Here is a 26,640-nt window from a genome sequence, read left to right as displayed (position 1 = left end):
TCTTCTTTCGATTCGGCGATGCAGACTTTGCCGATAGCCGAGTTACGGCCGATACCGGTACCGCGGAGGAGGACGTCACCGACAACCTGGACGCGGATCATATTGGTCGAACCGGCTTTGGCAACGGGGACACCTGCCGTGAGGACGACGAGGTCGCCGGCTTTGATGAGGTCGTTGTCGAGGGCTGCAAAGATGGCATTGTCGACGACGGCATCGGTGTCGCTGGCTTCTTTGCCGGTGACGGCCTGGACGCCCCAGTTGAGCTGCAAGCGGCGGACGATGGCTTCGTGCGGCGATACGGCCACAATCGGGCAGGCCGGGCGGAATTTAGAAATCATCTGGGCTGTGCCGCCGCGTTCAGTCGAAGCGATGATGGCTGCAGCGTGGAGGTCTTGGGCAATCTTGACGACGGCTTTGCCGATGGATTCTGTCGTCGTGGCCGATTCAGCGTCGACGTCTTCATAGGACTTCGGCGTGAAGTTGCTTTCCGTAAAGGTTGCGACGCGGGCCATGGTTTCTACCGCTTCTACCGGATAGAGGCCGCCAGCCGTTTCGCCGCTGAGCATGATGGCATCGGTACCGTCGAGGATGGCATTGGCGACGTCGCTCGTTTCGGCACGGGTCGGACGCGGGTTGTTGCACATAGATTCCAGCATCTGCGTAGCCGTAATGACCGGTTTGCCTGCGGCCTGGCATTTATGGATGAGGACTTTCTGGAGCATCGGCACTTCTTCTGCCGGGACTTCGACGCCGAGGTCACCGCGGGCGACCATGATGCCGTCGCTCATCTTGATGATGTCGTCGATATTGTTGACCGCAGCCTGACATTCGATTTTGGAGATGATCTTCATATGGCTGTCGTGTTTTTCCAAAATCTTGCGGATCGTCAGGACGTCTTTGCCGCGCTGGATGAAGGAAGCGGCGATCCAGTCCATGTTCATGCGGCAGCCGAATTCGATATCGTCGGCGTCTGTATCGGAAACAGCCGGCAGGTTGATGGCAATGCCCGGTACGGCAACGCGTTTGCGGTCGCTCATCTTGCCGCTGTTGAGGATTTTCGTATGGATGTCTTGGCCTTCGACGCTGACAACTTCCAAGTTGACCAGGCCGTCCGACAAGAGGATGTGGTCGCCGGCTTTGACGTCCTGCGGTAATTCTTTATAGTTCATGGAGGCAATAGTTTCATCGCCTTCTACGTCACGGGCCGTCAAGGTGAAATCTTTGCCGGCTTCCATCATGATCGAACCATTCTTAAATTTGCCCAAACGGATTTCCGGGCCTTTCGTGTCGAGGAGCAGTGCAACAGGGATACCCAGTTTCTGAGAGGCAGCGCGGACCATGTCGATGCGCTGTTTATGTTCTTCATGAGAACCATGGGAGAAATTAAAGCGGGCAACGTTCATGCCGGCTTTAATCATCTTTTCGATAATTTCCGGGGTATTGGAACTGGGGCCTAAAGTGCAGACGATCTTTGTTTTTTTCAGCATATCTATTCTCCTTGCTTCTATTTAATGTAATCGGATGATTCTCGTTCAGCTGACGGCGCGGATGAGGTTGAAGACCTGCTGGGCCGTATTAGTCATATTGCGCAGGGCCGTTTCTTTATTCATGGCTTCTTCCAGCGGCATGGCCTTATCGACGATAGAAAAGAAAGCATCAATGCCCTGCCGGTTGCATTCAGCAGCGTCGGCGGTCGTGCAGCCTGCCAGGGCGATGACTTTGGCACCGTATTGTTTAGCCAGTTTCGCTACACCAATCGGTGCCTTGCCCATAGCCGTCTGGGCGTCGAGGCGGCCTTCGCCGGTAATGACGTAATCGGCATCCTTGACGGCATCGGCCAATCGGATGGAATCGAGGACAATCTGGATACCTGAACGCAGGCGGCCGTTCAGATAAGCCAGGAAGGCGAATCCCATACCGCCGGCTGCACCGGCACCGGCTGTCTGGCTATAGTCATGACCGGTATAAGTCTGGGTGACGGTGGCAAAAGACCGGCTGGCATCGTCCAGGACTTTGACATCCTGCGGCGATGCACCTTTCTGGGGCCCGAAGATATAGGCGGCGCCCCAATTTCCGTACAACGGATTGGTCACATCACAGGCGACATCGAAGGTACAGTCTTTCAGAGCCGGCAGACCTGGGAATCATCGACAGAAACAATGTGCCCCACTTCCTGTCCGCCTAAACCGACAGGCTGGCTCTGGGCATCTCGGAAAATATAACCCAGAGCCTGGAGCATACCGACGCCGCAGTCACTGGTCGAGCTGCCGCCCAGGCCGATGATGAAATGGCGGATACCCGCTTCTATAGCCTGCGCCATGACCTGACCGACGCCATATGTCGTCGTGTGCAGGGGATTACGCTGTTCTTCCGGCACCAATCCCAGCCCGGCTGCACCAGCCATTTCAATGACAGCCGTTTCCATCCCCGGCAGATAGCCGTAAGGACAGGAAACAGCTTCACCTAAAGGCCCCTGGACGCCGACATAGCGGAGCTGGCCGTTCAATCCGTCGACGAGGGCTTCGACGGTTCCTTCGCCACCATCGGCCAAGGGTTTGACGATGGCCTGGACAGGATGGCCGCCATAGGCTTTACGGACGCCGGCCTCAATGGCCCGGCCGGCTTCGACGGAAGTCAGGCTATTTTTCAAGGAATCAATGGCTACAACGACTTTCATGATGATCTCTCCTCTATCTGCAAATTCGTAAGACTGTGTTTCTCTATGCCTATAGTGTAGCAAAAGAGGTCATCCCTTTCCATGTTATGAGACACAATATATTGTCATTATTTTTATTTTCTAAACCAAGGAAGAGTGGCAATGTAAAGGGGCACGGCATCACAGAATACCCGTGGGTCGAGGCCGGTCTTCCCAGCAATCCGCTTCAGCCGGTATTGCATGGTATTCTTGTGGATGCAGAGAATCCGTGCCGTCTCCTGGATGGACAAATCCTGCTGATAATAGGCCTGGAGTAAATGGATATCGCTGTCCGTCAAAAGGTGACAAATATCCTGACAGTAGCGGCGACGCACGGCACCATCCAGACTTTGCAGCAAAAAGGCCAATTTCATATCATCGGCGTGGACGCAAAAGACCTGCCGGTCCCCGGCTGCCTGCAAAGCCATTTTGGCAAAACGGTACGATTCGTAGATACGGTGGAAAGCTTCTTCCATCCCGATACCGGCCAGGATTTCCGGATAGAACCATTCTTTCCACTGAGGCAGTTTTCTGTCCCATTCTGCATAGCCCCTGCTGGGAACGAGGACAACGAAAGTATTCGGATAAACATAAGTATATAAGGAAACCCCCAACTTCTGACAGAAGCCGGCCATTTTCTGGCGAAACGCTCCAGCCTGCCGGAAACCATCATGCCAACGGAAGACGACGGCCGTATAGCAGCTTCCCGCCAATTCAGGCTGATCTTCAGCCAGCTGCTGCACCGTATCTTCATCGCGATAAATCAAGGCCATGACCTGGCGGCTGCGATGCGCTTCTTCGCTGAAGGCCTCCTGACTCAGGCGTTATTCCTTGAGGAAGACTTCACAAATTTTCGTCAGCAAGAAACCGTACTGACCGACGACAGCCGGATTCCCGGTAATCCCGATGACGCCCAGGACCTGATGATCCATGATGATAGGATAATTGACCCCTCGGCTGACGCCGTCCTCAAGCCGGTCTTCCTGAACAGTCTGGACCTGCCCGGTCCGGGCCGCAACGTGACCGGCTTTATGGTACGTTCCGATACGTCCGCTATCCGTACTAGCCATGATACGCCCATGACGGTCGATGAAGTTGATATTCCAGCCGACAACAGCCCTGGCCGAATCGACGATTTGCTGGGCCAGTTCATCCGTAATGCGTACTTTCACCTGAATACCTCCCTTTCCTCCTGAAAAAATCTCACGACAAAACCACGTCCAAAGCCATCATCAGGGTAAATCCCAAGGCAAAAGACAGGACGCCGATGTCAGAGTGTTCGCCGGCCGACATTTCCGGGATGAGTTCTTCGACGACGACATAGCACATGGCACCGGCAGCCAGGCTGAGGAGATAGGGCAGGACCGGTACGATGAAGGCCGTCATGGCAATGGTCAGGGCCGCACCGATGGGTTCGACGATGCCCGACAGGACGCCGCCGAGAAAGGCTTTGTGCTTTCCGACGCCGGCTGCCTTGAGGGGCATGGAGATGATGGCCCCTTCGGGCAGATTCTGCAAGGCGATGCCCAGAGACAAGGCCAGGGCCCCGGCGGCGCTGATGCCCGTCTGCCCGGCTAAAAGCCCGGCATAGACGACGCCGACGGCCATGCCTTCGGGGATGTTGTGCAGCGTCACGGCCAGGACGAGCATCGTCGTCCGCTGCAAGTGGCTGTGCGGTCCTTCAGCTTTTTCACTGTACATGTGCAGATGCGGCACCAGCCGGTCCAGGGCCAGGAGCAGGAAGATGCCCAGCCAGAATCCGGCCACAGCCGGCACAAAGGCGAACTTCCCTAACGGCGCCGCTTCTTCCATAGCCGGTATCAAGAGGCTCCAAATAGAGGCAGCAATCATGACGCCCGACGCAAAACCGGTCAGCCCTCGTTGGACCTGACGATCCAATTCCTGTTTCATGGCATAGACGCAGGCCGCTCCCAAAGACGTCCCGGCAAAGGGATAAGGATCCCTATGACAGCATTTTCCATAATAACTTTCCCTCCCTGTATCTCATTTAGCTATATTTGATACTTAATATCGTTATAATTTCATTATACACGAAAAGAGGCCGTCGTACAAAGGCAGCCTCTTTTTTTCTGCAAACTATGAACGCTTATATTACAAACTTTCATCTAACGCACTTTCGCCGCTGATTTTCCCGGGCAGGACCAGGGACAGGACCAGGCAGATCAGGACCGGTACGAGCCAGCCCAGGCCGCTGTCGCCTAAGGGCAGGCCCTGGATGAGGGCAGCCGCCCCGTCGAGATGGAAGAACTGAGCCGCAATGTCGATGGCCGATACCAGGCCGGCAGCGGTGACAGTACAGCGCATGCCCAGTTTCGACAAGCCGACGAATTTATTGATGATAGTCAGCATGACGACGGAAATGGCAATGGGATAGACGAACAACAAGAGGGGCAGCGTGACCTGGATGATCTGGTTCAGGCCGAGATTGGCCAGGACCAGGCTGACCAGGCAGATGAGAGTGACGTATTTCTTATACGACAGGACTGGGAACTCTTCGGCAAAGAAGGTCGAAACGGCGGCGATGAGGCCGACGGTCGTCGTGAAGCAGGTCAGCGTGACCATGACAGCCAAAAAGGCCATGCCGACAGTCCCGAAAATCTGGAATGATGTCTGGGATAACACATAGGCGCCGAGATTGACACTGGCGTCTTCATAGACCGACTGGGGAATAGGAAAATGATTGCCCAAGAGGGCCAGTCCCAGATAGAGCCCGCCCATGAGGACGGCGACGGCAGCACCGGCCATCCAGACGCTGGCAACGTGTTCCTTTTCCGACGCGAAGTGGATCCGCTTCATGGCACCCAGGGCGATGATGCAAAAGGCAAAGGAGGCCAGGGTGTCGACGGTGTTATAGCCTTCGACGAAGCCGTTGCCGAAAGCCGAAGCGGCGTATTTCCCCATAGGAGCTGCTGTAGACGGCGTCGTATAGGCGACCATGCCGACGATGATGAGCAGGACGATCATGATAGCAAAGATAGGCGTCAATACCTTGCCGACGCGGTCCAGGAGTTTCGACGGCGTAATCGACAGCCACCAGGCGCAGATGAAATAGAGCGTCGTGAAGATGGCCAGCGGCAGCATGCCATCGCCCGTGATGGGCAGGATACCAATAGAAAAGGACGTCGCCGCTGTCCGCGGGATGGCCATGAGGGGCCCGATGGCCAGATACATGAGCGTCAGGATGACCAGCGAAAAGAGCGGCGAAATCTTATGGTTCATTTCCGCCCGGAAACCGCCGGGGTTGAAGGTCCCCATGATGACGGCAATGACGGGCATACCGATGCCGGACAGGAGAAATCCCAGGACGGCCGGCATGAACGACGAACCTGCCTGAAAACCTAAAGAAGGCGGGAAAATAAGGTTCCCCGCCCCGAAAAACATGCCGAACAACAGCAATCCGACTTGTGCACCATTTTTTAACATGAGCAGATAACACTTCCTTTACAATTTTAATTTATTCCTGTAAATCTTTATTGTTACATTGTAAATTTTTAAGTGGTTTCTGTCAATATCTGCTATTATAAAAAGTTAAACGATTTATTTTACGATGACCTTGGCTACAGCCTGAGCGACCAGGCGTTCCCCGTCCGGTTCGGCCTGGAGCATGTTGAGATACATGCAGGACAACTGGGATTCAACATAATTCTTGAAGTAATTGAACTTCGCACCCTGGCTGTCGCCATCGCTCATGCCGTACTGCTGGACAGCTATTTTCTTGAGCAGGGCCGACGTCTTCTGGCCGGCTGGTGAGCTGAGTACCCAGTCATGGTCACCGAGATGAACGATATAGCCTTCCTAACTGTGCGGCGATGGCAGGCCATTGCCCATCTTGTTGAGGACGCCATAAGCGACGGGGGCTTTCTGAGCCATGAGAGACGCGGCTTTCAGCCAAGCTACGACGTCTGCTTCCCCTTTAGCATCATTCGGGGCCCCATGGGCACAGGCCTGAGCGACGACGACATCCGGCAGCAGGCTGCGGTACATCGATTCAGCGATGGAAATGACATGATGTGCCCCCTGGCCGGCAATCGTATATTCCTTCAGGGATGAACCGTCGGGCTGCCACTGGAAGACGAAGGGTTTCATGATATCGTGAAGCAGCTGGCCGGCTAAGGCCGTGTCCGTGTGGACGTCATAACAGAAGACGTCTTCATACGTATGGATGACTTGAATTTCGTCTTCATGCTGGTCCTGCCCTTCGGCGTCCTCTTCAACCTGCCACTGGTCCTCATCGTCCTGGCCAAGCTGGATTTCATCACGTCTGCCATGCTGGCCAAGAAACGGAAATACATCATCCTCCTGGCCGTCATCACGCCGACGACAGACATCCTGTCCCAGTGCCTCCTGGCCCTGCCCATGATCGCCCTCCTGGAAATCAGCCGCCTCATCATCCGCTATGGCCTGCATCGGTAAGGGTTCGTGGCTAGTGGTTCGTGGCTAGTGGCTCGTGGCTAGTGGCTCGTGGCTAGTGGCTCGTGGCTAGTGGCTCGTGGTTCGTGGCTCGTGGTCCGTAGGAGGTTGTCTTTATAGTTTGCAGTACGGAGCTTGTAGGGGTCGCCACGTGGGCGACCTGTTAGGAATTGGGATAATTCTTCTAGCAAACGGGTCGGGAAATCGTACATATCCCAGAGCGGGCGCCCCACGTGGGAGCCCCTACAAGAAAAAGGGCTTGTCGTCGTGCGACAGCGCCTTTTTTGTGCTATACTAACGACGTACGTCATTTTGACGAATTTAGGGTAAAGAGGAATGACAGCATGGAAAAGAATTTTGACATCAATCAGCAGGGCTACAGCATCCGCTGCAAGCTGCTCATCAATGATAATGATAAACAGACGCGCACTTTCGACAATGTCGTCATCATCACGCACGGCTTCGGCAGCCACAAGGACACGGCCGGGACGGTCCATTTCGCTGAACACTTGACGAGCAAATACAAGAACTACGCCGTCATCGCCTTCGACTGGCCCTGCCACGGCGCCGACGCCCGCAAGAAGTTATCCCTCCCGGAATGCATGAACTATCTGACCTGGGTCGTCGACTACGCCAAGACCGAGCTCCAGGCCAAACACATCTACAACTATTCGACGAGTTTCGGCGCTTACATCACCCTGCGCTACCTCATCGAAAAGGGCAATCCCTTCCAGAAAATCGCCCTGCGCAGCCCAGGCGTCAACATGTATGAAAGCATGAGCAACCATGTCTCCGACGAAGGCTTTGCCAAGCTGAAGAAGGGCAAGGAAATCCAGGTCGGTTTCGAACGCAAGATGAAAATCGACCAGGCATTTATGGATGATTTGAAGAGCTTCGATGTCCGTGACCACGAATACTTCGATTTTGCCGAAGATATCCTCATCCTCCACGGCACGAAGGATGAAATGATTCCCATCGACCTCGTCCGGGAATTCGCTGAAAACAACGTCATCGAATTCGTTCCCGTCGAAGGGGCCAACCACCCCTTCCAGAACCCGAACCACATGGCCCTGGCCATCCACAAGATCATCGAATTCTTCCATGACGACAAGGCCTGATGGTGCCACCGCCGTTCCTAGAACGAGCCGCCACCGCCGCCGTGGTCGTCGTCGCTGCAGTCAGCGTCACTGTCGAAATCAGGCAGGTCATCATCGGCCGGACGGGCCTTGGCAATGTGCTGGACGGTCATGAAGACGAACGTATCGCTGCTGTCGGTCAGATGGAAACTGCCGGCGTCGACATAGGCATCAGCCGCCGCGGCTTGGCGGACATTGCTCATCCGGCTGATGAGATAGGCCCGGAAAGCCACGCCGCCACCCACAGCCAGGACGAGGGCCACGACCAGGGCCAGGGGGCTGAAGGCATCGGCCGGGTCATAGGCCTTGCCCTTTTCCTGGTAATAAGCCAATAGTTTTGCCGACGACTGGCCATAGGCCTCGAAGGCTTTCGCATAATGACCGTCCTTCAAGGCCGGCAGGAAGGCATCCTTGAGATAAGGGATGCCTTTTTTATTGCTGATTTTCTCCTTCATGGCCTTGTCTGTCGCAACATACCAGTCATGGCGGTCCATGGCCAGGAGCAGGACCATATTGCCGTTCTGGCCGTCCTTATAGTCCCGGTCCAGGAGCTGATTGGCATAGGTTCCGGCCTTGACGCCCTTCGTCGAGGCGACGGTGACTACAGCGACGCGTACACCATATCTTGCTTCTGTATCCTGCAAGACGGCCGTCACTTCAGCCTGTTCTGCCGGCGTGAGTAGATGGGCGCCGTCGGACAGGCTCGGCGCTGCCGCTGCGGCACCAGCCGCCGTCAGGACCACGACAACTATGGCAAGGATTGTTTCTTTCAACCATTTCCACATCGTACTCACTCCCTTCATAACAGGCCCGACCAGACCATGACGAATTTCACCAGGAAATACAGGATTGGTACCAGGACGGCGGCCAGGGCCGCGCCGTATTCATAGGACTTGGCCTTGTCATACCGCAGGGAACCGACCATCCTGCCAGTCTGGCCATTCATCATGAAGGTGTAGGCTTTGCCGTCATAGCGCGTCGTCAAGATCCAGACCGGCGCCATGGCGTATTCCACGGTCCCTTCGTCTTTATGGACGACGCCGTCTTCAAATGTCCGGCGCTGATGATTGTCGACTGTCTCTTCCAACATGGCGAAGGCACTCTGCGACAGCCGTTCATCGGCCCTGGGGACGGCAGCGTCGGCGTCGACGTCGTATTTATCGGCCAAGTAACCGGCGAAATAGGCCGGACTGAACGGGACCATTTCGCCGTAGTCAAAGGGCTCGATGCTTTCCATATATGTATCGTCCATCTTCTGGCTGCCGTCGACAGGGATGCGATGGAAGGCCAGAGAGCCCGTCCGGTCACAGTGGTAGATGCTGGTTTCGATAATCGTTTCGTCCGGCGTCTCAAAGACGGCATCGTCTTCGGCCCGGAAAGCTGCCGACGCCGTGACCTGGGCATGGAAGAGCCAGAACGGAACGTACATGGGCTGGATGGCTTCGACGCGGTTGTCAGCCGTAAAGGCCTTAGGCAGGAGCCAGCGCCCTTGATAGAACTTCTTCAGCGCCGCTACGGCTTCGTCTTTCGTCTTTTTGAAAGGAATGACGTAATCGGGCTTGAGCATCCCTGAAAAGCGGCTGGGAATGAGAGTCGGATTGCCGCAGTAACAGCACTCTGTGGCCATGGTATTCTCATCGCAGACGATTTCGGCGCCACACGACGAACACGTGTAGGTCTGTAAATGAGCCGCTTCGTCGTCGCTCCAATCCTGGCCTGCCGCTTCCGTCTTCCAACGGACCTTGCGGGCCGCATCAGCTTCGGCAGCCCGCGCTTCTTTCTGGGCATAGATGGCTTCCAGGGTCTGGACGTCGAACTTCGTATCGCAATAGTCACAAGTGACGGTCTTGTCTTTCGGCTTGAATTGCAGCGGTGCGCCACAGTTCGGGCATTGATAGCTGACCGATGTATCCGCCATGACCCTCACCTTACCTTTCCGGCTTCTTTGCACCGCAGTTCATACAGAAATTCCCCGTATTGACAGTCCTGCAGGACGGGCAGGTCCAGTTGGCCGGAACCTGGGGCCGCGGCGCGCCGCAATTGCTGCAGAAGTTGCCCGTATTCCCGGCCTGGCCGCATTTCGGGCAGGTCCAGGCAGCGGCGGCCTGCGGTTTGGGACGGCCGCAGGCCGTGCAGAAGTTCCCCGTGTTGCCGGCCTGACCGCAGGCACAAGTCCAGCTGCCGGCCGGCGCAGCCTGCGGCATCGGCGAAGGCGCCTGGGCCGCCTGGCGGGCTGCCAGTTCCTGGGCCAGGCCGGCGCCGGCCTGATTGGCCATATTCATGCCCATATAGCCCATGGCAGCACCCATGCCGCCTTCATTGGCTGCAGCCGTGCGCATGGAATCGGCCGTCGCATCGACGAGGGTCCCCAGGCCGATATCGGGCCGAGACATGGTCAAGCCCATCTGAGCTTTCTGAATCTTTTCTTCGTCTTCTTCATTGGCTTTGACACTGTTGATGCCGATAGATACGATTTCGATGCCCCGCAGGTCGCGCCATTTCGGCGACAGGACTTCATTCAGGGCCTGAGCCAGTTCCGGCGTATGGCCGGGCAGCTGGGAATAGTCGATGTGCAAGGCTGAAATCCTGGCAAAGGCCGGCTGCAGGGCCGTCAAGAGTTCCGATTTGAGCTGACTGTCCAGGCGGCTCCGTTCGTAGACGTCGACGTCATTGCCGGCCACGTTCGTATAGAACAGGATGGGATTGACGATGCGGTAGCTGTATTCACCGAAGCAGCGCAGGCGCATGAGCAGGGCCAGTCCCGTCGTATCGTCATAAGACTTGAAGGGCACTTCACTGGGCGTACCGTATTTATTGCCGATGATTTCCTTAAGGTTGACATAGTAGACGCGCTGGTCCTTGCCCGTATCGCCGCCAAAGGCAAAGCGTTCCTTCATCTGGCGGACGAGCAGGCGGAACGATTCGCCCAGGTCACCGGCATAGTCGCCGTCGAAGATAGACGCTTCCGTCGACGCATCGTATGTATATTCGCCCGGTTCAGCGCAGACTTCGACGATTTTTCCCGATTCGACGATGAGCATGCACTGGCCGTTGTTGACGGCAATGCGCGAGCCGTTGGAAATGATATTGTCTTCGCCGTCCGTATTGCCGCTGCGGCCATGACGGCTGGTCCGTTTCTGACCTTTGGCCATCAAGATATTTTCATTCAGGCTGTCACAGTAAAAAAACTCTTTCCACTGGTCGGCCAGGACGCCGCCGACAGAACCGATAGCTGCTTTGATCAAACCCATGAAGAATCCCTCCCATTATATAATATGATAAGATGTCTATTTTTCGTCTTTCTTCTGCCAGAGGCGGCTGCCAAAGAGACCCGCTGCCAGCAGACAGACCATGATACCGGCTACGATGAGGCCGTGCGGATTGAAGTGGATGAGGTCGTAACCCAGCCAGACTTCCATACAGACGGCCAGGAACTTGCCGGTCATCGTCGCCGCCGCATGTTCGCCGAAGCGGACACGGCTCAGGGCACAAAGGGCGGTGACGACGAAATTCGGAGAATAGGGAATGGCCCGGAAGAAAAAGATAAGCCGGAAATCGATACCGCGGTTCAGCTTGGACAGCCAGCGGCTCTTATCGACCAGGACCTGTGCCTTGCGCCGGAAGACATAGCGCATGATGACAAAGGCCAGGATATTGCCGATGACCTGACCAGCCCAGGAAATGAGGATGCCCGGCAGGAGGCCGAACAAGATGCCATTGACCGTGACGAACTGGACCGACGGCAGGCCGGTCATGTTGGTCAGGACGATGAGCAGGATCATGAGGACCACGGCAATACTGCCAAAAGAAGAAATATACGACGTCAGCCCCGGAATATCATGACTCACCGTCAGCTGCCATAACGTGCTGTAAAACGAAGGAATGGCCCAGTGGATCGCCAAAAACAAGGCCACGATCAGCCCCAGCGTCAAAGGCTTCATCAAATTCGCAATCATCGATCGATTCATCATTGTCTCACTTTCTTGAAAAGTACTCATAAATCCAAGGTGACCCCAACGGGCCGCCTTTCAGGACGGCCCCTACGGCCCACTAGCCACTAGCCACTAGTCACTAGTCACTAGTCACTAGTCACTAGTCACTAGCCTATTATACCATATTGCGCGCAAAAAGGGCTTGCCGCATGACGACAACCCCTTTTAAGTTGTTAGTAGCTAGTTGTTAGTGGTTAGCGAAGGATTTTAAATTAAAAAACAAAAGGGACCGAGCCCGATGGCAGAAACCTTCGTGCGATACCCTGCGGCCTGCGGATGTCCTGCAGGCGTCCTTTCTATATGATGATGCCGTCCAGGTGGTCACATTCGTGCTGGATGATCTGGGCCGTCCAGCCGGTAAAGGTCTGGCGGTGTTTGCGGAAGCGGCGGTCCTGGTAGAACACCTGTATCTTCCGGTAGCGCGTTGTCTTCCGCGTGCCGACCAGGGACAGACAGCCTTCTTCGGCCTCAAAAGGATCGGCCTTCTTTTCGATGACCGGGTTGATGAAAATTTCGTCGCCCCTATCCGTATGGACGACGATGATGCGCTTCAAAGAACCAATCATATTGGCCGCCATGCCGACACAGGTCATGCGGTTGGCCTTCAGCGTGTCGAGCAGGTCCTGGACGACGGGCAAATCATCTTTCGTCGCCGCTTCGGACTTACGGCCCAAGAAGATGACGTCATGTACAATATTGCGAATCACAATGTTTTCCTTTCCTAGGGATATAAGACCAAGTAAATATCCATGTCATGATTTTTCAAGAAAGCCGCTGCCGCTTCCCGGGCGACATCCAAGGCTTCTGCTTTCGGGTAGCCAAAGATGCCTGCCGAAATGAGGGGAAAGGCGCTGGACCGGCAGCCGTGCGACGCTGCCAGTTCCAGGGCCGTGGCATAACAGCTGGCCAGCAGGTTCCGTTCTCCCCTTTGGCCGCCCTGCCAGATGGGACCGACGGTGTGGATGATGTATTTCGCCTTCAATCCGTAACTGTCCGTCAATACCGACTGCCCCGTCGGGCAGGGCGCCTGGGCCAGGCAGGCTTCCTGGAGTTCCCGGGCCCGCGGCCCGACAGCGTGGAAAATGGCCCCGCAGACACCGCTGCCGGCGAGAAGGCCAGAATTGGCTGCATTGACGATAGCATCCGTTCCCATTTGGACAATATCGCCGTGAACGATAGAAAATGCCATGAAAATCCCTCCCTGAGTGAAAAGGCCAATACTTACCTCTACGTAAGGACCTGACCCGAAAGTGCCTTCTTCCATAACTGAGAAAGATTATTTATAATAAGGTCATCAATCAAGGAGGTCCTTTTACATGAACAAAAAATCAATCCTTTTAGGCCTGACCCTGGCCCTTGTCGGCTGCCTGCCCATGGGGACATCGCTGGCAGCCGATACGCCCCATTTCAAAAGCAACAAAGCCGCAGCTGAATATTTCTGGAATGAAGTATTTAACAAACACGACACAGCCGTCATCGACACGATGGTCGGTCCCAAATACAAACAGCACAGCCCGGAATTCGCCGATGGCAAACAGGCCTTTAAAGATGGCGTCACGGGCTTCCTGAAAGCCTATCCGGACAGCTCGGCCGTCATCAAGCACATCGGCGCCGATGGCGACCTGGTCTTCATCCACAATCACATCAAACTCAATAAAGCAGACCGTGGTCAGGCTGCTGTCGACATTTTCCGCATCAAAGACGGCAAAATCGTAGAACACTGGGATGTCATCCAGGATATCCCGGAAAAAGCAGCCAACGACAATACGATGTTCTAACGCTTCCCCAAAGAGAGGCTGTCGCACGAAGACAGTCTCTTTTTATTTTCCAAAAAAGCCATCGACCCAGCCGTTGATGCCCTGCATGACATGGATCAGCTTTTCCCCTCTGTCGGTCAGGCTGTATTCGACAGTCGGCGGTACCGTGGCATGGACGTTCCGCCGGACCAGGCCGTTGCGATCGAAGACGTGGAGGTTCTCCGTCAGCACTTTGGCACTGATGCCCGGCAGGCACCGCTGCAGCTTGGCGAAGAACACCGGCCCATCTGCCAGGGCCAGTAAGATAGACGTCCGCCATTTGCCCTTGATGATGTCGATGAAACAATCGAAGGGGCAGTCATAGGCCTTGCCATCAAACGTATACATAAAAGCCTTCCCTTCTAATAATCTTCGTCCCAGGCGTTGATGACGACAGGGTCTTTTTCCAGCATGGCTAATTGGGCCGGGCTGAAATGACGGCGGTCGATGACGGCTTCGTAGACGAATTCCTGGAAATAAGCTTCAGAGCAGACGAAATAGCCTTTGTCGCCGACATCCTTGCCCCAGGAATTTTCGATTTTCCAACGGTCCGGCTTGCCTTCCTTGTCGAAATGGACGCCTGTGAGCAACATGGCGTGAGTCGCCGAACTACTGTTATACTCCAGCCGTTTGCCCTTGGGCATGGCCGTCGAAAAGCCGCCCAAAAGGGCTTCGTACTGGACGCTGGCCGGGTCCCAGATACCTTCCTTGCGGGCGCCGAAGGCCCCGGCATCGCAGGCGAACCAGATGGCCTGACCGTTTTTCAACTGTTTGACGCAGAGTTCTTCCAGGGCTTCCTGCGACAGGTTCAGGGCCTTCATGTCGCAGCCGGCCATATTTTCGACGGCATGGAACTGGATGGGCGTATCCAGCGGCTTATCTGCCGTCAGTTCATTGATGACGGCGACATAATCGCGCAGGGACAGGCCGACGTATTTCTGATAGAAAGCCTGCGGCGTCAGGTCCCGCTCTTCATGGTAGTTGCCGTCTTTATCGCGGTAGGCGAAGTCAAAGGTCTGGACAGGCTGGCCAAAGGCGATGCAGGCAGCCTTGTAGACTTCGGCCATCATGGCCGCCTTGCGCGGATACGGGTCCGCACCGTCCTGGACGAGTTCCCGCAACTCCATGGCATCTTTGCGCAGGAGGCGGTTCAATGTCGCTACAAAGCGGTCTATGTGGTTGGACTGATACGTTTCCGGCTGGACCTGTTTGGGCACGACGCCGTATTTTTCGATGAGGTCCACGGCTTCGCTCCAATAGCCGCCGTCAGTCATGCCCCGCAGGACGTACTGCATGAGCTGGCCTTTTATGGGTTCCTGGGCGTTGTCGATGACCATTTCCAGGAAATTGTTGGCTTTTTCCAATTTATCGTAAAAAGACAAGTAATTCTGGGACAGCTCGAACTGGTCGAGGTGGCACGTTTCGGCCACCTTTTCCCGCAGGATATTCAAAGCCGCAAAGAGCCAGCAACGGCCTGATTTCTGCTGGGCCGTAATGCCCCGCGTCTTCACTTCGACCGAAAAAGCGCCTTTAAGGCGGGCACCGGCCACGGGGACATAAGCCAGGTCAGCCATGTCCGTCTTGGCCAGGGCCGAATGAAGGACCTGGGCCTGCCCGTCGGCTTCATAAGCCGTGCGGAACTGGGCTAACATATCATGAGTAATCTCTTTCATCAAAATTCCCCCTTTTATCATTCCCCATCCTGAGAATGACGAGAATCGCCACATCGCCTGAACCGCTCCGTAGGGGACGTCCTGCTAAGGCGTCCCGCTGTGAATCTTGGATATAACTATTCAGGTATATGAGGAATGTTTTCACACATCACCCGTTATGCATTACGTATACACCATCATATCAGGCGGGCCGCCCTTTGGGACGGCCCCTACGAAGGTCTTGTCTTCTCACAGGTTGTTCATCGTTGCAGGACCATCCGGCGCCTACGGACGTTTAGCTGCCCGCTTGGCGATTTCGATGACCGTTTCGCAGGCCTTGACCAGCGACGGAATGGGCAGGTATTCATAGCGGCCGTGGAAGTTGGCGCCGCCAGTGAACAGGTTCGGGCACGGCAGGCCGCGGAAAGAGAGCTGGGCCCCGTCCGTACCGCCGCGGATAGGAGCGACCTGCGGCGTGACGCCGACTGCTTCCATGGCTTCTTTGGCCAAGTCGACGACATCCATATGGCCGTCTTCGATTTTTTCCAGCATATTATAATAGACATCATACGGCGTGACGACAACGGTCCCATCGCCGTATTTTTCATTGAAGAAATCGGCCATCTGCTGCAGCAGGGCCTTGCGCCGTTCAAAACGCTGGCGGTCGTGGTCGCGGACGAGCATGTGCATCGTGCACGTTTCGACGTCGCCATTCAGTTTATAGACGTGGAAGAAGCCTTCATGGCCTTCGGTGTATTCCGGTTTTTCCCCGGCCGGCAGGAGCTGCTGCCATTCTGCGGCAATCGACAATGCGTTGACCATCTTTCCTTTGGCGTCGCCTGTATGGACGCTGCGGCCATGGAAGGTGATGACCGGGTTGGCAGCATTGAAGTTTTCATATTCCAGACCGCCCAGTTCGCCGCCGTCGACAGTATAGGCAAAGTCGGCAGCAAACTGCTTCACATCGAACAAAGCCGCACTGCGCCCCGTTTCTTCATCAGGCGTGAAGCCGATGCGTATCATCCCGTGAGCGATGTCCGGGTGCTGGATGAGGTATTCCATAGCGCTGACGATAGCCGTGATGCCCGCTTTATCGTCGGCCCCGAGGAGGGTCGTCCCATCCGTAAAAAGGATGTCCTGGCCTTTGTATTTCAGGACTTCCGGAAAAGCCTTCGTCGAAAAGACGATGCCCCTTGCTTCGTTGAGGACGACATCCTTGCCGTCATAATCAGTGACCCGGACGGGCTTGATGTCCTTCCCCGATGCATCGGGACTGGTATCGACATGAGAAATGAAGCCGACGACCGGGCCTTCTGCCCCGTTGGCCGGCAGCGTGGCCATGATATATCCGTGTTCATCCAAGGTGACATCAGACAAGCCGATTGCCTTCAGTTCCTCTGCCAAGGCCTTGGCAAAGACCAGCTGTCCCGGTGTACTCGGGCAGACGGCATCATTGTCTTCATCGGACTGGGTATCAAAAGAAACATACTTCAAAAAACGCTGTACAACGTGTTCCGTGTCTATCATAGTAATCATTCTCCTTCTTTAAGAATCGTTAATTCAATTTTATGCCGTTATCGGCAATTTATCAATCGTTTAACTTGAATATTTTCATAAGATAAATTGCCGATAATCAGTCACGCAGCCGCAGGACCAGGATTTTTTCCCGGTCATCGTCCTCATCGAACAGGTCCCGGCAGTCGATGACGTCTTCAACGACGAGGTTGGATGATGCGTCAGGAAAGCTTCTGTTTCTTCATAAGGATAATAGAAAAACAGGCGCATCGGCCGCGGCGCCTGGTAATGGGCGTCGAAAAGTTTCCCCAGGACCCGCTTCAGCGTGTGCAGGGCAAAGGGGTTGAAGAAAAAGAAACGATTCCCCTGCGGCGGGACCTCGTACTCCACGGCATCGGCCAAGACGAAAGTCACGCGCCGCCGGGACGCCGCCGTCTGTCCATTGGCCAGGGCTTTTTCCCACAGCCGCCGGTCGTATTCCACACCGATGGCCTGACAGCGCGTCTGATAAGCCAGGAAGAAGCTGACCCGTCCTTTGCCGCTGCCGTAATCGATGAGCGTATCCCTCTTGCCAATATAGCCGCTGTTGGCCAATCGTTCGAGGACGCCGTAATCCGTCGGCTCATAAGGATGGTGCTCCCCATCGGAATGGCTGTCGTCGCGGCCAGCCGTTTTGATATGCAATAACTGTTCCCATTCCCGTTCATCCATCGTTATGCCCTCCATGATTATATGATACCTTATTATACTCGCTTCCAGGGGATAGAAAAAGGCGCTGTCCCATGAAGACAGCGCCTTTTTTCTGTAGGGGCGCCCACGTGGGGCGCCCGCTCACTCAAATCCGGTTCACAAGTATCGCACAATACCTGACGGGCTCGCCACGTGCGAGCCCCTACAAGCTGCCAGACCATTTCCCGCATAAAAAAGGCTGCCATACAACGACAAGCCCTTTTAAGTGGTTAGTGGCTAGCAACTAGTGGCTAAAGATTAGCAGATGGCTTTAAAGATTTGTTCTGCAAACTACAAACTCCGTATTACAAACTATAAAGAGAAAGGGACTGCACACGATGGCAGAAGCCTTCGTGCGACAGCCCCATTAAAACTATACCATAGTAGAAGGCAAATACGAATTCAGCTCTGGTCTGTTCTTCCGGATCCGTAGCGTTGTTCTTATTGTCTTTCCACTTAGAAGCAAAGCTCTGGTAGACGTTGAACTGAGCGTTCTTCGCAAAGACGTAGCTGCCGCCGACGCCCCACGATTTGATGTTATGCAAGTTTTGTCTTCATCATGAGAAATTCCTCCTTATTTTCACAATAGTGAACCGCAGGATTCCCAAAATGCCGCTGCAGGCGAGTGGTCCTAGTTTCCTCTCTCAGCGCCAGTCCGGGACAAACATCCTGCACAGCCTACGTTTGTCTGCATGGCCAGTATACGAAAAAGGCTTTAGCCTGTCAAAAGGCGAAGAAACGGCGTACCTGCGCCATCTATCGTCCTATTTTACACAAATCAGACAAGAGTTTTTCACAATGAAGACACAATTTTTACACAGCTTCTTACGCAGTACTTACGCAAAATTAACACAATATTTATGCACCTTCCTTATACTTATGAGGGAGTCGTAGCTCGTGGTTAGTGACTCGTGACTAGTAAAAAGAGGCTGTCGCATTAAGACAGCCTCTTTTTTGAGTTTTAAGTTTGTAGTTTTTAGTTTGCAGCGATAGTGTAAAATCATTTGTGTAAACTCAGAAGTGGGTATAGAAAAAGGAACCACTTTTCTTTATAGTGTTAAGTGACCAAACAAAACACAAAGAAAGAAGGTTCCTTTATGTCTTATCTTACCACAGAACTTCTCACATCTCTACTCCAAGGCGGTGCGGCCGCCAATGAATTTCTTCGCAGCAAAATCGAAGAAGGTGTCAATGCCGTCCTCAAAGCTGAACTGGCAGGATTTCTCGGCTACGAGAAGCACAGTTCCGCCGGATGGCATACAGGCAATAGTCGCAACGGTTCATATCAGCGCACCATCGTGACGTCGTATGGCAAAATCACAGTGGATGTGCCGCGCGACCGCAACGGCGCGTTTCAATCGCCATTATTGCCGCCGCGAAAACAACGTGTTGATTCGTTGGAGACTACAATCATTCAACTGTACCAACGCGGTGTCACGACGCGTCAAATCGCAGAACTTATCGAGCAAATGTATGGCCATTGCTATACACCAGCTACCATATCCAAGATTGCAGCTAATGTGTCGGATCAGGTTGAACAGTTTCATAAACGACCAGTTGCCAAGCGATATGCCGTTATCTTTTGTGATGCAATGTATGTCCATCTCCGTCGCGACAGCGTAGCTAAGGAGTCTATCCATGTCCTGCTCGGCATTACGCCGGAAGGACACAAGGAAATTCTTGACTATGCCATTCTGCCTTCAGAGTCAGCGCTGAACTATGCCGATATGCTAAAGAGCTTGAAAATTCGGGGCCTGGAACAGGTACTGCTCTTCGTCTCGGACGGCCTTGTTGGTCTCCCAGACGCAGTACAGAACGAGTTCCCGCGTTCCAGGTACCAGAGTTGCTGGGTTCATCTCATGCGTGCTGTAAGCCGCCTGGTGCGACCTTCCGACCGGAAGGTCGTCTTGGATGCGCTTAAGCGTGTGTACCGGCAGGAGAATGCCGCACTCGCAAAACAAGAACTGTCAGCCTTTCTCGACTCGTATGGAACAAAGTACAAGCGACTTCATAAGCTTTTTCAGAATGAGTCCAGCCTCTTCTCGTTTTACGAGTTTCCGAAGAGTATCCAGCAGACAATCTACACGTCAAACCTCATTGAGAACAACAACAAAGGATTTCGTCACAAGGCGAAGCTCAAGGAGCAATTCCCCAACGAGGATTCGCTGGAACGATTCGCCTGCATGGTCTACTGTGATTATAACCGACGTTTTTCCGGGAAAGCGCATCGCGGATTTCAAGAAGCATATCCGGAGTTGTTGGAGATGTTCACGGATTGATCTTTCAGTCTACACTATAAAAGTTTACACATAAGAGTTGACACTACCTTTGCAGCAAATGGTAAAAAATTTAAAATCAGCTTCTACAAACTATAAAGTAAAAGGAACCTCGCATGATGGTAGAAGCCTTCGTGCACCAGCCCTTCTTCTTACTCGTGAATCGTCATTTTACCGATGGCCATGGCAATATGCGGGTCCATTTCGTCATAGATGGTACTCTTGCCCGTATCCAGCATGCGGATGGCCTTCATGTCTTCCTCATCGAGGGTAAAGTCGAAGACATCGATGTTTTCCTGCATCCGCGCTTTATGGACCGTCTTGGGGATGACGACGATATCCCGCTGGAGCAGCCAGCGCAGCATGACCTGACCGACGGTCTTGCCGTGTTTGTCAGCGATGTCCCTCAAAAGCTGCGTATGGAAGACATCGTTGTTCCCTTCAGCAAAGGGCGCCCATGCTTCCTGCTGGATGCCCAGTTCTTTCATGAGGCCTTCTTCAGCCCATTTCTGGTCCCATACGTTGGTTTCAATCTGATTGACAGCCGGCGTGATGGTATTCATGTTGGCCAGGTCTGCCAGCCGTTCGTTCCAGAAACTGGTAACGCCGATGGCCCGGATACGGCCTTCCTGATAGAGCCGTTCCATGGCCCGCCAGGCCCCATAGTAATCGCCATAGGGCTTGTGGATCAAATAGAGATCCAAATAATCCAGGCCTAATTTTTTCATCGACACGTCGAAGGCCTTCAGGGTCGCATCATAGCCATGGTCCTGGACCCATAATTTCGTCGTGATGAATAACTCTTCCCGGCGGATGCCGCTCTGACGCACGGCATCACCGACACCTTCTTCATTTCTGTAAGACGCAGCCGTATCGATGAGGCGGTATCCCGTTTCCAAGGCTTCACTGACGGCTTTTTCCGTTTCGGCCGATGCCGTCTGATAGACACCAAATCCTAATTTCGGCATGATGACGCCATTATTCAAGGTTACAAATTCCATGATTTCCTCCCATTTCTCTTCAAAGGCAGATGCATATTGGCATAGCGTTCTTCTAAATCCGGTGTTGCCGTGTAGTACTGGCGCGTCCCGTTCAGCCCGTTGACAACGGCCATTTCTTCATCAGTCAGGGCAAAATCGAAGATGTCGAAATTGCTGCGCAGATGGTCCGGATTCTTCGTGCCGGGGATGGTGATGAACTGCCGCTGGACAGCCCAGCGCAGGATAATCTGTGCCGTACTCTTGTGATACTTGTCGGCCAATGCCGTAAAGATTGGGTCGCGGAGCAGTTCCGGGTCGCCATGCCCCAATGGATACCAGCCCATGAGCTTCGTACCGTATTCAGCCAGGCGGGCCATGATATCATCGTAGACGTGGTACGGGTGCGTTTCCAGCTGGATGACATGGGGCTTGACATCGGCATGGGCCAGGAGTTTTCCAGTTTGTCGCCATGGAAATTGGAAATCCCCAGGGAACGGGCCTTGCCGTCGCGATAGGCCTGTTCGATAGCCGCATACCCGGCCAGATAATTGCCTGCCGGCTGATGGATGAACAGCAGATCGACATAGTCGACGCCCAGCCGTTCCAGGGTCTTATCGACAGCTCCTGCCTTTTCATACAGCGTCGGCCACAACTTCGTCGAAATGAAAATATCTTCCCGTTTGACCAGACCTTCTTCCAAAGCCCGGCGCAATCCCCTGCCGACAGCTTCTTCGTTGACGTAGGCATTGGCCGTGTCGATGAGGCGGTAACCCATCTTCAAGGCAGCATAAACGGATTTCTCCGTATCTTCCGGGCCGATCATGAAGGTCCCCAGGCCTAACAACGGGACCTGCACGTCGTTGCTCAATGTCGTATATTCCATGGTATAATCTCCTTTCAGACTCTGTTTATATGATATAGTATGTAATAGGTATTTCCTGTCTACATCTCGCATTTTACAACAGCTTTCAAAAGATGTACAATGCCAACAGGGGAATTCACTATCCACTTTTTATATACTGAAGCAGAGAAAGGAGCCACTATGATAGAAACGAACCTGCTTGCACAATTTGTCGCCTTCGCCAAGGCCGGCACCCTGACCCGGGCAGCCCAGGACCTGCACACGTCTCAGCCGGCACTGACGCGCTCTATGAAAAAACTGGAAGAAGAGCTGGAGGTCCCCTTGTTCGTGCGCCACAAAAACCACCTGGAACTGACACAGACCGGCCGTTATGCTGTCTATTACGCCCAACGCGTCCTCCAGGAAAACCAGGATTTCTGCGACCGCATCCGCAGCTATGACCGCAGCCTGCATACCCTCTCCATCGGCTACTGTGCACCGGTCCCGCAAATGGTGCTGACGCCCTTGCTGAACGGGATTTTCCAGGGCATGACCTTATCGGCCGACATGAAGGACGATGTCTCCTTCCCGGAAGGCCTGCGCCGCCAGACCTATCAGCTGGCCGTCATGCATGCCCGGCCAGACGGCGACGAGTTCTTCGTCAAGAAATGCGGCAGCGAAAAACTTTATCTCTCGGTCCGCGCATCGGACCCCCTGGCCTTTTATCCGGAAGTCCGCCTGCAGGACCTGGATGGCCGGGCCATCCTGCTCTTTTCTCATATCGGCTTCTGGATGAAAATGACCCGGGAAAAGACACCGCACGCCCGCTATTTGCTGCAAGTCCAGCGGGATGCATTCCATGAGCTGACGGAGCACTCGGACTACCCCTGCTTTTCGTCCAGCTATTTCCTCGGACAGGGACAAAAAATCCCGGGCCGCATCAACATCTCCCTGGCGGACCCGGAATGTCAGACAGACTATTACCTAGTCTGCCTGAAAAGTGAACAGAAACGTTATGAAAAACTCTTCCAGCAAATCGACGACCGGACTATCTACTGATGGGATTCCAGGTCCCGGCGCAGTTTATCCAGGACCTGGGCCGTCAAATCGTGCCAGGCATCCTGGAGCCACTGGTCCCGCTGCGCTTCGTCGCCGATACATTCCAGGGCCTTGGGGATGGCCTCGCCGAAGAGGATATCTTCCGTCTGACGGCTGCGGTAGACGCCGAGCTTACAGGCATTGGCAAAGTGTTCACAGTTATGGAAGAGCAGGTCGTATTTTTTATTGCCCAGGCAGGCACGGGCAAAGGCAATCGTCTCGGGTACAGAACAGAGCTGTGCCTGTTCTTCCGGCGTATACTGACGCACTTCTACGTCACCGCCCTGGCGGAACTCATCGAACGACGTCGACCGGATTTCCGTATCCCACCAGTCGATGGGATTGTAGTCGTCATCTCCGGCAAAGGCGATGACTTCATCGTCACTGACATAGATGCCGTGATGGTAATACAAGCCTCCCAGCCGGCGCACGCGGATATGGTCGCCCATAATCGGTGCCTGCCGGGCCCAATGTTCCGACGCCCCGTCGTCCTGCAATAAGGATAAAATCGAATTCAAATCAATGGCCATCGTCGTCACTCCTTACAAAATTGCCTAACTCTTACCAGGCTGTCACCATTCTTTTACATAATGCCGTTATAGTAATAACTGTAAACGAAGTCAGCTATCCCCGGCGGCAACCCACCGGCCCGTTACCGGTCCCCTTTGATGACCAGGATGGCCTCCCGACCAGAATCGGAGAGGTTCGCCGTACTGTCCACCGGCCAGCGTGCCGCTAAACTTGGTATCATAGAATCAGAAAAAACCCCGGAGACCTCCCGCTCCGGGGCTTTTTCTATACCGGCAGCCCCTACAGGAAGGTCAGCAGTCCCTGACAGCCCTCCTGGACATCGTCCCAGGTCCGCTGGAAATCCCGCGTATACCACGGGTCGGCTACAGGACGGGGATTTTCCGTATAATCCATGAGAAGATGGCACTTCTGGTCCGGGTCGCCATGGAAGATGCGCTTCATGTCCCGCAGGTTCTCGTCATCCATGCCGATGAAATAATCGTAAACTGCATAATCGCCAGCCATCAGCAGCACGGCCCGCTTATCACTGGGGTCCATACCGTGTGCCCGGAGCAGCCGTTCCACTGGCGGATAGACCGGATTGCCATAGCCGTTCCAGATTTCCTCATCCGTCGTAGCCGCCGATGCCACGTCGAACCGTTCTGCCAGCCCGGCCTGCTCGGCCATCTGCCGGAACACAAACTCCGCCATGGGCGACCGGCAGATATTGCATGGCAGATGAAAAGTATCCTGATCACTTTATTTTCACTCCTTCTTATGCCGAGATATGCCGTTAAATGCCGTTATATAGCGTTTTCCCACTCCAGGCAATTTACCTCATATATTCCATAAAGTAGTATAAACCGGCATAACTCGGCCACCATTCGTAGTAAAATCAGTAGTAAAAGGCGACTACCGTACTACCGTGAAAATTCTCTGCGTAAAATAGCATGGTTCCATTGTAGCAGAAAATATACCGACTTTCATCTAAAAGAAAAGGACCCACAGCTCTTGAAACCGTAAGTCCTTCTTCGCATATTCTTTTTCCTACGCTTCATTCTTGAAAGGTATAATTTTAGGCCGAATGGCGCCTACCTGCTCTAATTCCTTGCGTACATTTTCCATTTCTTTCTGCTGCCGCTGCTGGACAAGTTCCACTTCTTTCTGGGCATTATCGAATTTGATATGCGTATACACATTGAGTGTGATGGAAATATCGCTGTGTCCCATCAAATATTGCAGTGTCTTGGCGCTTATCCCTGAAAGAGCCATGTTGGTACAGTACGTATGCCTACAAACATGAGGAGTGATTGTCGGCAGTTGGTAGCGATAAATCCGGTTATATTTATTAACAGCCCGGCCAAAATAATGTTCCCAATGCATCGCTACCAAGGGATTACCGTTTTTATCATAATAGAGGAAGTTACCATGACCATCAATCATCGTTTCAACTCTAGGCGATTTTCGACGCCGCAGGATTTCAGCAAAACACTGATATACTTCTTCTGTCATTGGCAGCATCCTAGCCCCAGCCTTTGTTTTAGTAGAGATAATATATCGTCTCCCTGTTGTATCCCGCTGAAGCTGTTTATCTACATTAATAGTACGGTTCTCCATATCGACGTCCCCAACAGTCAATCCGCAAAATTCTGAAATTCGCATTCCCGTGTGGAAAAGTATAAATATCGCTTCATAGTATTTTTTATAATGTCGGTCATTTTTTAAAAATTCCAAGAAGAGCCTCATATCCTTTCGGGAAACCGCTTCTCGTTTCACGCTATCATTGATGAGAATTCCTTTCATTTCAAAATTAAAAGGGTTCCTCCATAAAATTTCATCATCGACTGCCATCTGGAAAGCGGGCCGTACAACACCCCGGACGCTGTGAATGGAGCTATATCCCTTCCCTTCTGATTGCATCTTGACTAGCCACAACTTGGCATCAGACATCTTGACCTTACCGATAGGTTTTTGCGAAAAAGGGTCTTTCGCCAGTAAGTTGACAACAAAATTATAATTTGTTCTCGTGTTAGGTTTGACCCCTGTCTTAACAGCTAAATAACGCTGTACCAATTCCATAACGGTCATGGTATCATCATCGCGGTTAGGACAAATAGCAGAACGGATTTCCAAATCCTTCTCTAATTCCCTCAGTGATTTGCAAGGCTTCTTCCCTGCCGGTAGTGGATCTGTGGGTTCCAGTTTCCAACTGTAAAAGAACTTTGGTTTTCCATTTAACTGATATTTGAACTGATATCTTCCATCTGCCCGAACCGTTTCGCCGGGCCGTAATTTTCGTTTTTTCTTATCCCTGCGGATACTCGACTGCGTACATGGCATAATTCCAGTCTCCTTTCTCTTATTTCCTTGTCTATACATCACTCTAGCCAGCAAATAAGTCAACTCATATCCTTCAACTAAATACTCGAAGTCTGGCAAAGAAACTTTTCAAATTCTTTCCGGATGATAAGCAAATGGCTTCCGTTATAGACTATAAAAGAAGCATCCGGGCGTTCTGCAGCAAGGGCTTTGATTTTCTTTTCACCAATATGAAAGTACACGCTGGCTTCCTTAGGAGTCAGCATAAACCGTTGAAATAGAGGAATTGCATTTTCAAATTCATTCTGATTGTTCATAAAAACACCTCCTGCTTTGTAGCCACCGCAGAAGGTGTTTTCTGACGTTTCATTTTAATCTTTTATAATGGGCCCCTTGTCAAGACCACGTTCTAAAATTTTAAGAGTGGCAGTAAGCAGAATTATTCTAAGCAGCGAAGCAAGCAAAGTAAAACTCGTTGGGAACCTTGTAGCCTAATGCCTCGTGGGGCCGTATGTTGTTGTAATCATCTACGTATTGGTTAATCAGACGTCGAAGCTCTCTTGGGGTGCGATATTCGTTCGGATAGAGCTGCTTCCGTTTTGAGGCTACGGAACCAACTGTTCAATCATGATGTTGTCTGCCCAGCGGCTCCTGCCGTCCATACTTTGAC

29 protein-coding genes and 3 pseudogenes are annotated in these 26,640 nt (G+C 53.3%); 5 read left to right on the top strand and 27 right to left on the bottom strand.

The genetic code is table 11. The features are described 5' to 3' along the window. From pyk to NM10_RS12970, 9 genes are all read right to left on the bottom strand, one after another. The coding region (gene pyk, locus NM10_RS04185) for a pyruvate kinase (RefSeq protein ID WP_020310356.1) at positions 1-1,487 on the bottom strand (1,487 nt) is incomplete at its 3' end. Positions 1,488-1,532: 45 nt separating this feature from the next. Then, a complete protein-coding gene (locus tag NM10_RS14955; RefSeq protein WP_256378955.1) occupies positions 1,533-2,081 on the bottom strand; it encodes a glycerate kinase in 549 nt (182 codons plus the stop codon). 41 nt (positions 2,082-2,122) lie between these two features. Beyond that, a complete protein-coding gene (locus NM10_RS14950; RefSeq protein ID WP_204365342.1) occupies positions 2,123-2,677 on the bottom strand; it encodes a glycerate kinase family protein in 555 nt (184 codons plus the stop codon). A 113-nt stretch (positions 2,678-2,790) separates the two neighbouring features. After that, a complete protein-coding gene (locus tag NM10_RS04175) occupies positions 2,791-3,468 on the bottom strand; it encodes a PucR family transcriptional regulator (RefSeq protein WP_036200699.1) in 678 nt (225 codons plus the stop codon). A 51-nt stretch (positions 3,469-3,519) separates the two neighbouring features. Next, positions 3,520-3,867 carry a sugar diacid recognition domain-containing protein gene (locus NM10_RS04170; protein ID WP_036200702.1) on the bottom strand — a complete coding sequence of 116 codons (348 nt, stop codon included), beginning with the start codon at positions 3,865-3,867 and terminating at the stop codon, positions 3,520-3,522. A 31-nt stretch (positions 3,868-3,898) separates the two neighbouring features. Then, positions 3,899-4,606 (bottom strand): ZIP family metal transporter, encoded by a 708-nt coding sequence (locus tag NM10_RS04165; RefSeq protein ID WP_081642500.1) that lies wholly within the window; start codon positions 4,604-4,606, stop codon positions 3,899-3,901. Positions 4,607-4,807: 201 nt separating this feature from the next. Beyond that, positions 4,808-6,139 carry a branched-chain amino acid transport system II carrier protein gene (gene brnQ, locus NM10_RS04160; RefSeq protein WP_020310354.1) on the bottom strand — a complete coding sequence of 444 codons (1,332 nt, stop codon included), beginning with the start codon at positions 6,137-6,139 and terminating at the stop codon, positions 4,808-4,810. Positions 6,140-6,253: 114 nt separating this feature from the next. Further along, positions 6,254-6,406: a hypothetical protein gene (locus NM10_RS14005; protein WP_192813544.1), complete on the bottom strand. Its 153-nt coding sequence runs from the start codon at positions 6,404-6,406 to the stop codon at positions 6,254-6,256. A gap of 105 nt (positions 6,407-6,511) precedes the next feature. After that, positions 6,512-6,802, bottom strand: a complete 291-nt coding sequence (locus NM10_RS12970; RefSeq protein WP_020310353.1) for a hypothetical protein — start codon at positions 6,800-6,802, stop codon at positions 6,512-6,514. A 72-nt stretch (positions 6,803-6,874) separates the two neighbouring features. Here NM10_RS12970 and NM10_RS04150 point away from each other — a divergent pair, with 72 nt between their 5' ends. Beyond that, entirely contained in the window at positions 6,875-7,129 is a 255-nt protein-coding gene (locus NM10_RS04150; protein ID WP_020310352.1) for a twin-arginine translocase subunit TatC, read from the top strand. 341 nt (positions 7,130-7,470) lie between these two features. Next, positions 7,471-8,244, top strand: coding sequence for an alpha/beta hydrolase (locus NM10_RS04145; protein WP_020310351.1), 774 nt, complete (start codon positions 7,471-7,473; stop codon positions 8,242-8,244). A 17-nt stretch (positions 8,245-8,261) separates the two neighbouring features. On the opposite strand, the gene NM10_RS04140 is transcribed toward NM10_RS04145, so the two are convergent. The 6 genes from NM10_RS04140 to NM10_RS04115 all read right to left on the bottom strand — a co-directional run bounded on the left by NM10_RS04140 (position 8,262) and on the right by NM10_RS04115 (position 13,443). Then, the gene (locus NM10_RS04140) at positions 8,262-9,047 is read right to left on the bottom strand and encodes a TPM domain-containing protein (protein ID WP_020310350.1); all 786 of its coding nucleotides are present in this window, start codon (positions 9,045-9,047) and stop codon (positions 8,262-8,264) included. A gap of 14 nt (positions 9,048-9,061) precedes the next feature. Beyond that, positions 9,062-10,180 (bottom strand): hypothetical protein, encoded by a 1,119-nt coding sequence (locus NM10_RS04135; protein ID WP_020310349.1) that lies wholly within the window; start codon positions 10,178-10,180, stop codon positions 9,062-9,064. 10 nt (positions 10,181-10,190) lie between these two features. Then, a complete protein-coding gene (locus NM10_RS04130) occupies positions 10,191-11,513 on the bottom strand; it encodes an SPFH domain-containing protein (protein ID WP_020310348.1) in 1,323 nt (440 codons plus the stop codon). Between the two features lie 36 nt (positions 11,514-11,549). Then, positions 11,550-12,233 (bottom strand): TVP38/TMEM64 family protein, encoded by a 684-nt coding sequence (locus tag NM10_RS04125; protein ID WP_239639603.1) that lies wholly within the window; start codon positions 12,231-12,233, stop codon positions 11,550-11,552. 317 nt (positions 12,234-12,550) lie between these two features. Further along, positions 12,551-12,961: a peptide deformylase gene (locus NM10_RS04120; protein ID WP_020310346.1), complete on the bottom strand. Its 411-nt coding sequence runs from the start codon at positions 12,959-12,961 to the stop codon at positions 12,551-12,553. Between the two features lie 14 nt (positions 12,962-12,975). After that, the gene (locus tag NM10_RS04115) at positions 12,976-13,443 is read right to left on the bottom strand and encodes a macro domain-containing protein (RefSeq protein WP_020310345.1); all 468 of its coding nucleotides are present in this window, start codon (positions 13,441-13,443) and stop codon (positions 12,976-12,978) included. 127 nt (positions 13,444-13,570) lie between these two features. On the opposite strand from NM10_RS04115, the gene NM10_RS04110 reads away from it, so the two are divergent. After that, positions 13,571-14,032 (top strand): nuclear transport factor 2 family protein, encoded by a 462-nt coding sequence (locus NM10_RS04110; RefSeq protein ID WP_020310344.1) that lies wholly within the window; start codon positions 13,571-13,573, stop codon positions 14,030-14,032. A 42-nt stretch (positions 14,033-14,074) separates the two neighbouring features. On the opposite strand, the gene NM10_RS04105 is transcribed toward NM10_RS04110, so the two are convergent. From NM10_RS04105 to NM10_RS04085, 5 genes and pseudogenes are all read right to left on the bottom strand, one after another. Continuing rightward, a complete protein-coding gene (locus NM10_RS04105) occupies positions 14,075-14,398 on the bottom strand; it encodes a winged helix-turn-helix transcriptional regulator (RefSeq protein WP_020310343.1) in 324 nt (107 codons plus the stop codon). A gap of 14 nt (positions 14,399-14,412) precedes the next feature. Further along, the gene (locus tag NM10_RS04100; RefSeq protein WP_020310342.1) at positions 14,413-15,723 is read right to left on the bottom strand and encodes an aminopeptidase C; all 1,311 of its coding nucleotides are present in this window, start codon (positions 15,721-15,723) and stop codon (positions 14,413-14,415) included. A 264-nt stretch (positions 15,724-15,987) separates the two neighbouring features. Then, the gene (gene pepT, locus NM10_RS04095) at positions 15,988-17,229 is read right to left on the bottom strand and encodes a peptidase T (RefSeq protein WP_020310341.1); all 1,242 of its coding nucleotides are present in this window, start codon (positions 17,227-17,229) and stop codon (positions 15,988-15,990) included. Between the two features lie 106 nt (positions 17,230-17,335). After that, positions 17,336-17,928 (bottom strand): annotated as a pseudogene (locus NM10_RS04090) (SAM-dependent methyltransferase). Between the two features lie 323 nt (positions 17,929-18,251). Further along, a complete protein-coding gene (locus NM10_RS04085) occupies positions 18,252-18,491 on the bottom strand; it encodes a hypothetical protein (RefSeq protein ID WP_020310339.1) in 240 nt (79 codons plus the stop codon). A gap of 552 nt (positions 18,492-19,043) precedes the next feature. On the opposite strand from NM10_RS04085, the gene NM10_RS04080 reads away from it, so the two are divergent. After that, entirely contained in the window at positions 19,044-20,225 is a 1,182-nt protein-coding gene (locus tag NM10_RS04080) for an IS256 family transposase (protein ID WP_020310338.1), read from the top strand. A gap of 149 nt (positions 20,226-20,374) precedes the next feature. On the opposite strand, the gene NM10_RS04075 is transcribed toward NM10_RS04080, so the two are convergent. Continuing rightward, on the bottom strand, positions 20,375-21,223 hold the full coding sequence (locus NM10_RS04075) for an aldo/keto reductase (RefSeq protein WP_020310337.1): 849 nt from the start codon (positions 21,221-21,223) through the stop codon (positions 20,375-20,377). Next, a pseudogene (locus tag NM10_RS15130) lies at positions 21,211-22,025 on the bottom strand (aldo/keto reductase). The gene NM10_RS04075 and the pseudogene NM10_RS15130 overlap by 13 nt, the downstream one beginning before the upstream one ends. 219 nt (positions 22,026-22,244) lie before the next feature. Here NM10_RS15130 and NM10_RS04065 point away from each other — a divergent pair. Then, a complete protein-coding gene (locus NM10_RS04065) occupies positions 22,245-23,102 on the top strand; it encodes a LysR family transcriptional regulator (protein WP_020310336.1) in 858 nt (285 codons plus the stop codon). On the opposite strand, the gene NM10_RS04060 is transcribed toward NM10_RS04065, so the two are convergent. From NM10_RS04060 to NM10_RS15250, 5 genes and pseudogenes are all read right to left on the bottom strand, one after another. After that, entirely contained in the window at positions 23,096-23,671 is a 576-nt protein-coding gene (locus NM10_RS04060; RefSeq protein WP_020310335.1) for a lecithin retinol acyltransferase family protein, read from the bottom strand. The two genes, NM10_RS04065 and NM10_RS04060, sit on opposite strands and share 7 nt — an antisense overlap. A 280-nt stretch (positions 23,672-23,951) precedes the next feature. Next, complete coding sequence (locus NM10_RS04055; RefSeq protein ID WP_051132232.1) at positions 23,952-24,362, bottom strand: low molecular weight protein-tyrosine-phosphatase; 411 nt, start codon at positions 24,360-24,362, stop codon at positions 23,952-23,954. A gap of 336 nt (positions 24,363-24,698) precedes the next feature. Then, positions 24,699-25,991, bottom strand: a complete 1,293-nt coding sequence (locus NM10_RS04050; protein ID WP_020310333.1) for a site-specific integrase — start codon at positions 25,989-25,991, stop codon at positions 24,699-24,701. A gap of 77 nt (positions 25,992-26,068) precedes the next feature. After that, entirely contained in the window at positions 26,069-26,287 is a 219-nt protein-coding gene (locus tag NM10_RS04045; RefSeq protein WP_020310332.1) for an excisionase, read from the bottom strand. A gap of 127 nt (positions 26,288-26,414) precedes the next feature. Then, positions 26,415-26,558, bottom strand: a pseudogene (locus tag NM10_RS15250) (integrase core domain-containing protein); the annotation flags it as partial. Positions 26,559-26,640 lie beyond the last annotated feature (82 nt).

Source organism: Megasphaera sp. NM10 (genome assembly GCF_000417505.1).
GTDB lineage: Bacteria > Bacillota > Negativicutes > Veillonellales > Megasphaeraceae > Megasphaera > Megasphaera intestinihominis.
This window is presented reverse-complemented; position numbering and strand designations above follow the sequence as displayed.